At 62.4% G+C, this 6,816-nt stretch carries 4 protein-coding genes; 3 read left to right on the top strand and 1 reads right to left on the bottom strand.

Going from position 1 to position 6,816, the window contains the following annotated elements; translation table 11 throughout:
* Together HMPREF3173_RS25130 and HMPREF3173_RS17535 are read left to right on the top strand one after the other, a co-directional pair.
* On the top strand, nt 1-1,062 hold a 1,062-nt coding region (locus HMPREF3173_RS25130), incomplete at its 5' end, for an FMN-binding glutamate synthase family protein (RefSeq protein WP_256544528.1).
* 113 nt (nt 1,063-1,175) lie between these two features.
* Nucleotides 1,176-1,763: a YkgB family protein gene (locus tag HMPREF3173_RS17535; protein WP_218188854.1), complete on the top strand. Its 588-nt coding sequence runs from the start codon at nt 1,176-1,178 to the stop codon at nt 1,761-1,763.
* Between the two features lie 55 nt (nt 1,764-1,818).
* On the opposite strand, the gene HMPREF3173_RS17530 is transcribed toward HMPREF3173_RS17535, so the two are convergent.
* Nucleotides 1,819-3,237 (bottom strand): amino acid permease, encoded by a 1,419-nt coding sequence (locus HMPREF3173_RS17530; protein WP_070574965.1) that lies wholly within the window; start codon nt 3,235-3,237, stop codon nt 1,819-1,821.
* A gap of 418 nt (nt 3,238-3,655) precedes the next feature.
* On the opposite strand from HMPREF3173_RS17530, the gene HMPREF3173_RS17525 reads away from it, so the two are divergent.
* Nucleotides 3,656-6,778, top strand: coding sequence for a biosynthetic peptidoglycan transglycosylase (locus HMPREF3173_RS17525; RefSeq protein WP_070574961.1), 3,123 nt, complete (start codon nt 3,656-3,658; stop codon nt 6,776-6,778).
* Nucleotides 6,779-6,816 lie beyond the last annotated feature (38 nt).

The raw sequence follows: 6,816 nt of genomic DNA, 5'->3' as shown, positions 1-6,816 counted from the left end.
GCCCACGACACCGGCGAAGGCAGCATCAGCCCTTACCACCGCGAAAATGGCGGCGACCTGGTTTGGGAGCTGGGCTCAGGCTACTTCGGTTGCCGCACCCCGGACGGGCGCTTCGACCCCGAACGTTTCGCCGAGCAGGCGCGCAACCCGCAAGTGCGCATGATCGAGATCAAGATGAGCCAGGGCGCCAAGCCCGGCCATGGCGGCATCCTGCCCAAGCACAAGGTCACCGAAGAGATTGCTGCGACCCGCGGCGTCCTGATGGGTGAGGACTGCATCTCGCCTTCACGCCACAGCGCCTTCTCCACGCCCATCGAGATGATGCAGTTCATCGCCCGCTTACGTGAGCTGTCCGGCGGCAAGCCGGTAGGCTTCAAGTTCTGCCTGGGCCACCCTTGGGAGTTCATGGGCATCGCCAAGGCCATGCTCGAGACCGGCATCCTGCCGGACTTCATCGTCGTCGACGGCAAGGAAGGCGGCACAGGTGCTGCACCTGTGGAGTTCACCGACCATATTGGCGTGCCGCTGCGCGAAGGCTTGCTGTTCGTGCACAACACGTTGGTGGGGCTGAACCTGCGCGACAAGATCAAGCTCGGCGCCAGCGGCAAGATCGTCAGCGCCTTCGACATCGCCAGCGTTCTGGCCATCGGCGCCGACTGGGCCAATGCGGCCCGGGGTTTCATGTTCGCCATTGGCTGCATCCAGTCCCAGAGCTGCCACACCAACAAATGCCCCACTGGTGTGGCCACCCAGGACGCCCTGCGTCAGCGCGCCCTGGTGGTGCCGGACAAAGCCCAGCGGGTACTCAATTTCCACCACAACACGCTGCGCGCGTTGGCCGAAATGCTGGCTGCGGCAGGCCTGGAGCATCCGGCGCAGCTGGAGGCCAAGCACTTGGTTCGACGTATCTCCGCCACCGAAATCAAACTGTTCTCGCAGATGCATGTGTTCCTCAAGCCGGGCGAATTGCTCACCGGCGAGGTGAACGGACAGTTCTATTCGCGCATGTGGCAGATGGCCCGGGCAGACAGTTTCGAGCCGCACACCGAGGTCGCCGCCTGAAGCTCTCCTCATTTGATGTGCCTGCGCTGGGCCAGGCACATCGGGTGATTTAGAGCAATGTCCTACAATGCGCCGAGCCGCCTCCTACCCACCCATTAAATAGTCGTTAATCAATGCCCGACATGCTCGATGCCTCTCATTCAGGAGTGCACATCATGTCGTCGACCAACAATCCAAACTTTCCAGAAACCTGCTCGGTCTCCAGGCCTCAGCGTCTGCTGGCGCTCGCCAGGCAGATCGCCGTGCTGGGCGTTGTCATGCCGATGTTGATGATCGGCCTGCTCAAATTCACATCGATCGAAGTACAAGCCCTCAAACCGCTCATCAGCCAGACACCTTGGCTGAGCTGGTTGTATGCCGTGTTTGGCGAGGCAGGGACATCCTACTTGCTGGGGGTAGTGGAAATATTGGCCGCCGTGCTGGTCTTGGCCAGCCGATGGTCGACCAAAGCCGCCATTGCCGGTGGAGGGCTTTGCGCGCTCACCTTCGCCACGACGCTGTCGATCATGCTTGCCGTGCCGATCTGGGAGGTCGCGTCAGGTGGTTTCCCTTGGCTCAACCGCGCCGGCAGCTTTCTGATCAAGGATCTGGCGCTGCTGGGTGTGAGCCTGATGGTATTGGCAGAAGGCCTGCTTCGCCGTCAGCGGCGTGCGCGTTTGCCAGCCAGCAAAAGGGCAACGGTCAGTTCCACAAGCCATTGACGCTCAGCACAACAGTCGAAAAACAAAGCCCCGGCGCTGGCCGGGGCTTCGTTCGTCAGGAGGCGGTACTTGTCACGCCCTGCGTCTCTTTCGGCGCCAGGCGGAACGCGTAGTACAGCACTGTCAGCAACACCAGGAACGCCGGGCCGATGTACAGGGCCACGCGAGTGTCCTCGAAGTAGGCCATCAGGCCGACCACCAACACTAGGAAGGCCAAGGCCAGGTAGGAGCTCAGCGGCCACAGCCACATGCGGTACTTCAGGCCCTGACGCTCAGCGGTGGAGAGACCGGCGCGGAACTTGAGCTGGGCGAGCAGGATCATCACCCAGGTCCAGATCGCACCGAAGGTGGCGATCGAAGTCACCCAGACGAACACCTTCTCAGGTACCAGGTAGTTGGCCAGCACGCCCAGCAGCAACGCGCCGATCGACAACAGCAGCGCATTGCGCGGCACGCCGCTCTTGGAAGTACGGGCGAAAGCCGCAGGAGCCTGACCATTTTGCGCCAGGCTGTAGAGCATGCGCCCAGTGCTGAAGATGCCGCCGTTACATGAGGACAACGCCGCAGTGATCACCACGAAGTTGATGATGCCAGCGGCAGTCTTGATGCCCAGACGCTCGAAGGTCATCACGAACGGGCTGCCTTGGCTGCCGATTTCGCTCCACGGGTAGATCGACAGGATCACGAACAACGCGCCCACATAGAACAGCAGGATGCGCCAGAACACCGAGCCGATGGCTTGGGGAATGGTCTTTTGCGGGTTGCGTGCTTCGCCGGCAGTCAGGCCGATCATCTCGACGCCCAGGTAGGCGAACATGACCATCTGCAGCGACATCAGCACGCCGGTCACACCGTTGGGCATGAAGCCGCCGTTGCTCCACAGGTTGGAGATGCCCATCGCCACGCCATCGTTGCCGAAACCGAAGGCGATGATGCCGATGCCGCCCAGGACCATGGCAATGATCGTGACGATCTTGATCAGGGCAAACCAGAACTCGAACTCGCCGAACGCCTTGACCGCGATCAGGTTGATCGCCCCCATGCTGCCCAGTGCTGCCAAGGCCCAGATCCAGCGGGGTACGTCAGGGAACCAGATGCCCATGTAGATGGCCACGGCCGTGATTTCCGCCACGCAGGTTACCAGCCACAGGAACCAGTAGTTCCAGCCGGTCAAGAAGCCCGCCAGCGGGCCGAGGTAATCCTGGGCATAGCGGCTGAAGGAGCCGGCGACAGGGTTGTGAACGGCCATTTCGCCGAGCGCGCGCATGATCACCAGGATGGCCAGGCCACCGATGATGTAGGAAAGCATGATCGCAGGACCGGCCATTTCGATGGCCTTGGCCGAACCGAGGAACAGGCCTACACCGATACAGGCGCCCAGCGCCATCAGACGGATGTGCCGTTCGCCCAGCTCGCGCTTGAGTGGGCCGCCCTGGGCGGTCTCACCATGGGCAGGGTGGTTGCCGACTGGCATAGCAATACAACCTCATTTTGTTATTGGATATGACCTTCGTGCAGCGCCGGCCATGCCGATGGGCGTGGCGTCGTCTTGCCAAGTGAGCCTTGTGGGCCCGCCTGTCCACCGAATCCGGCGGACGAAGGGGTCGAGCAGTATAGGAATCCGCCCGCAGGGCTTTTCACTATATAAACAGGGAAATTTGGAGAGAGTTCTGGACCAAAATCCCTTTCGCGGAAGAGAGAAATCCCTCTCGCCCCCCTCTCGAGGAGAATGGGGCGGCTACCATAGCAACATTGCCGCAGAATGGAAGCTGCACCAAAGGCGGATATTCCGACTCCAGCTTGCGAGGCTTCTTACAATTTTTTCACCAACCCCGCCTAACGTCTAAGCTTCAGACAAGCAAGACGAAAAGTACCTGGCCGGATTGAAGACTATGGGCGCACTGTGGCAATCGGAACCAACCAGAACGGAAGCACCCGAAACCTCTCCGGCTGAAGCGCCACTACCAAAGACTCCCCGCCAGCGTCGCCTATGGTGGCGGCTCATCGTGCTCATCGTGCTGCTCGCTGCCATCGTCATCGGCTTTGCCGCCTACGACGAAATGCGCACCTCCAAGCTGCAATCCAGGGAATTCAGCCGTCTGGCCGGCACCCTCACCTACTCCCTGGAGCCTGGCCCGAGCGATGCGATCATCTACCCGGGCGACGGCCCCTTCGACAAGCGTCTGGGCTACAGCGCACTGGGCGAGTTCCTGCCACGACTGCTCAAGCGCGACTACCTGATCAGCCAGCAAGTGCGCTTCTCGCCGGCGCTGATGAACTACGTCGAGCATGGCCTTTTCGTTCCCTACGTGGAGAAAATCCAGGCCGGCCTGTCGATTACCGACTGCCGCGGCCAGGACCTGTACCACTACAACTACCCGCAGCACCTGTACCCGGATTTCGCCTCGATCCCGCCGATCATCGTCAACAGCTTATTGTTCATCGAAAACCGCGACCTGCTCGACCCGCAAGACCCACGCAATAACCCGGCGGTGGACTGGCCGCGCTTTGCCAAGGCCGCCTACAGCCAGGTGGCCAAGTACCTTGCCCTGCCCGGCCAGTCGGCTGGCGGCAGTACGTTGGCCACGCAGTTGGAAAAGTATCGCCACTCCCCCGACGGCTTGACCGTGTCCGGCTCCGAGAAGATCCGCCAGATGATTTCCGCCAGCGTGCGCGCCTACCAAGGCGGGCCGGATACCACGGTGGCGCGTGAACGCATCGTGCGCGACTACCTCAACAGCGTGCCGCTGTCGGCCGTGCCGGGCCACGGTGAGGTTCATGGCATGGCCGAAGGGCTGCGGGTCTGGTATGGCGCCGATTTCGACCAGGTCAACCAGGCGCTGGCCGGTACCGCCACCGACCCGGACTCCATGGCAGCGCGCGGCCTGGCCTTGCGCCAAGTACTGTCGTTAATGATCGCCCAGCGCCGGCCCTCCCATTACCTGACCAAGGGCCGGGTGGAGCTGGCCGAGCTCACCGACGCGCACATTCGCGTGCTCGCCGCCAACGGTGTGATCGACCGTCCCCTGGCCGATGCCGCCTTGGCCAGCAAGGCGGTGTACCGCGACTGGGTGGCCCAGCCGACCATCGTGCCGATCATTACCAACAAGGGTATCAGCCTGGCCCGCAACCGCCTGGCAGCCATGCTCAACCGGCCGCTTTACGACCTCGACCGTCTCGACGTCTCGGCCACCAGCACCTTGCAGGCCGATTTGCAGATGCAGGTCAGCCAGTACCTGAAAAACCTTTCCGACCCTGAGTTCGCTGCCCAGATGGGCCTGATCGGCGAACGACTGCTCACGACCAAAACCACCGACCAGGTGCGCTACAGCTTCACCTTGTTCGAGCGCACCGCCGATGGCTCGCGGGTACGGGTGCAGACCGACAGCACCGACCAGCCCTTCGACATCAACGAAGGCAGCAAGCTGGAGCTGGGCTCCACAGCCAAGCTGCGGGTACTGACCACCTACTTGGAAATCATCGCCGAACTCCACGACAAGTACGCCGGCAAGCCTGCCGCGGAGCTCAAGAAGGTCCCGGTGGCCGAGCTCGACCGCATCACTCAATGGTCGCTCGAATGGCTGATGCAAAACCCCAAGGACCAGAGCCTGGATGCCATGCTCGACGCAGCACTGGAGCGCAAGTACTCGGCCAACACCGGCGAAGCCTTCTTCACCGGCGGCGGCATGCACGTGTTCAACAACTTCCGCAAGGAAGACAACAGCCGTAACCCGACCCTCAAGATCGCCCTGCGCGAGTCGATCAACTTGCCGTTCATCCGCCTGATGCGCGACCTGGTGCGCTATGTCACCTATCAGCAGCCGTTCAACCGCGAGCCGCTGCTCAAGGACGATTCCGACCCACGGCGCCAGGAATACCTGGCGCGTTTTGCCGACAAGGAAGGCACCAACTACCTGATGCGGTTCTGGAAAAAGTACCAGCGCAAGACCTCCCAGCAGCGCCTGGACACCTTCCTCGACAGCATGCGCGTCACCCCGCAGCGCCTGGCCGCCGTGCACCGCTACCTGTTCCCGGAGGCCGGACAGGAAACCTTCAACGCCTTCGTCCGCGCCCATAGCGCCAATGACAAGAAGGCCCTGGCCAAGCTCACCGATGGTCGTCTGTCGGAGATGTACGAGGCCTATGGGCCCGGCAAGTACGACCTGCCCGATCAGGGCTACATCGCCAAAGTGCACCCGTTGGACCTGTGGCTGCTGGGCTACCTGCTCAAGAACCCCGGAGCCTCGCTCACCGAGATGGTCAACGCCAGCCGATTCGAGCGCCAGGAGGTCTACAGCTGGCTGTTCAAGAGCCGCCATCAGGGCGCCCGCGACAGCCGCATCCGGACCATGGTCGAGATCGAAGCCTTCCTGGATATTCACCAACGCTGGAAGCGCGTGGGCTATCCGTTCGATCATCTGGTGCCGTCGCTGGCCACCGCCATTGGCAGTTCCGGCGATCGCCCGGCCGCACTTTCCGAGCTGGTCGGGATCATCCAGAACGACGGCGTTCGCCTGCCGACCTTGCGCATCGACACCCTGCACTTTGCCGCAAACACTCCCTACGAAACCAAGCTGATCAGCGACCCGGACCGCGGCCAGCGGATCCTTCCGGTGGAAGTGGCCAGGGCCCTGAAGGGCGCGATGTCGCAGGTGGTGGATGCCGGTACCGCGCGGCGGATCTCCGGCAGCTTCAAGCTGCATGACGGCACGTCGCTGGTGATGGGCGGCAAGACCGGCACCGGCGACAACCGCATCGAAAGCTTCGGTGCTGGGGGCCGCCTGATCGGTTCGCGCTCGCTCAACCGTACCGCCACGTTCGTGTTCTTCCTCGGCGAGAACCACTTCGGCACCCTGACCGCCTTCGTCCCGGGGCGTTCGGCCGAGGCGTTCACGTTTACCTCGGCCTTGCCGGTGCAGGTGCTCAAGGGGATGGCGCCGATTCTCATGCCGTATCTGGAGCCCGGCAGCGCCACCGAATGCAAGGCCCCGGAGGTGGCGATGCATACGCCGTGACGCAGCGACTCATCGAAAACACAGATAAGAATCATCCG

The sequence above is a fragment of the Pseudomonas sp. HMSC08G10 genome (assembly GCF_001808425.1).
GTDB lineage: Bacteria > Pseudomonadota > Gammaproteobacteria > Pseudomonadales > Pseudomonadaceae > Aquipseudomonas > Aquipseudomonas guariconensis.
The sequence above is the reverse complement of the archived record's forward strand: the minus strand, read 5'-3'. Positions and strand labels throughout refer to the sequence as shown.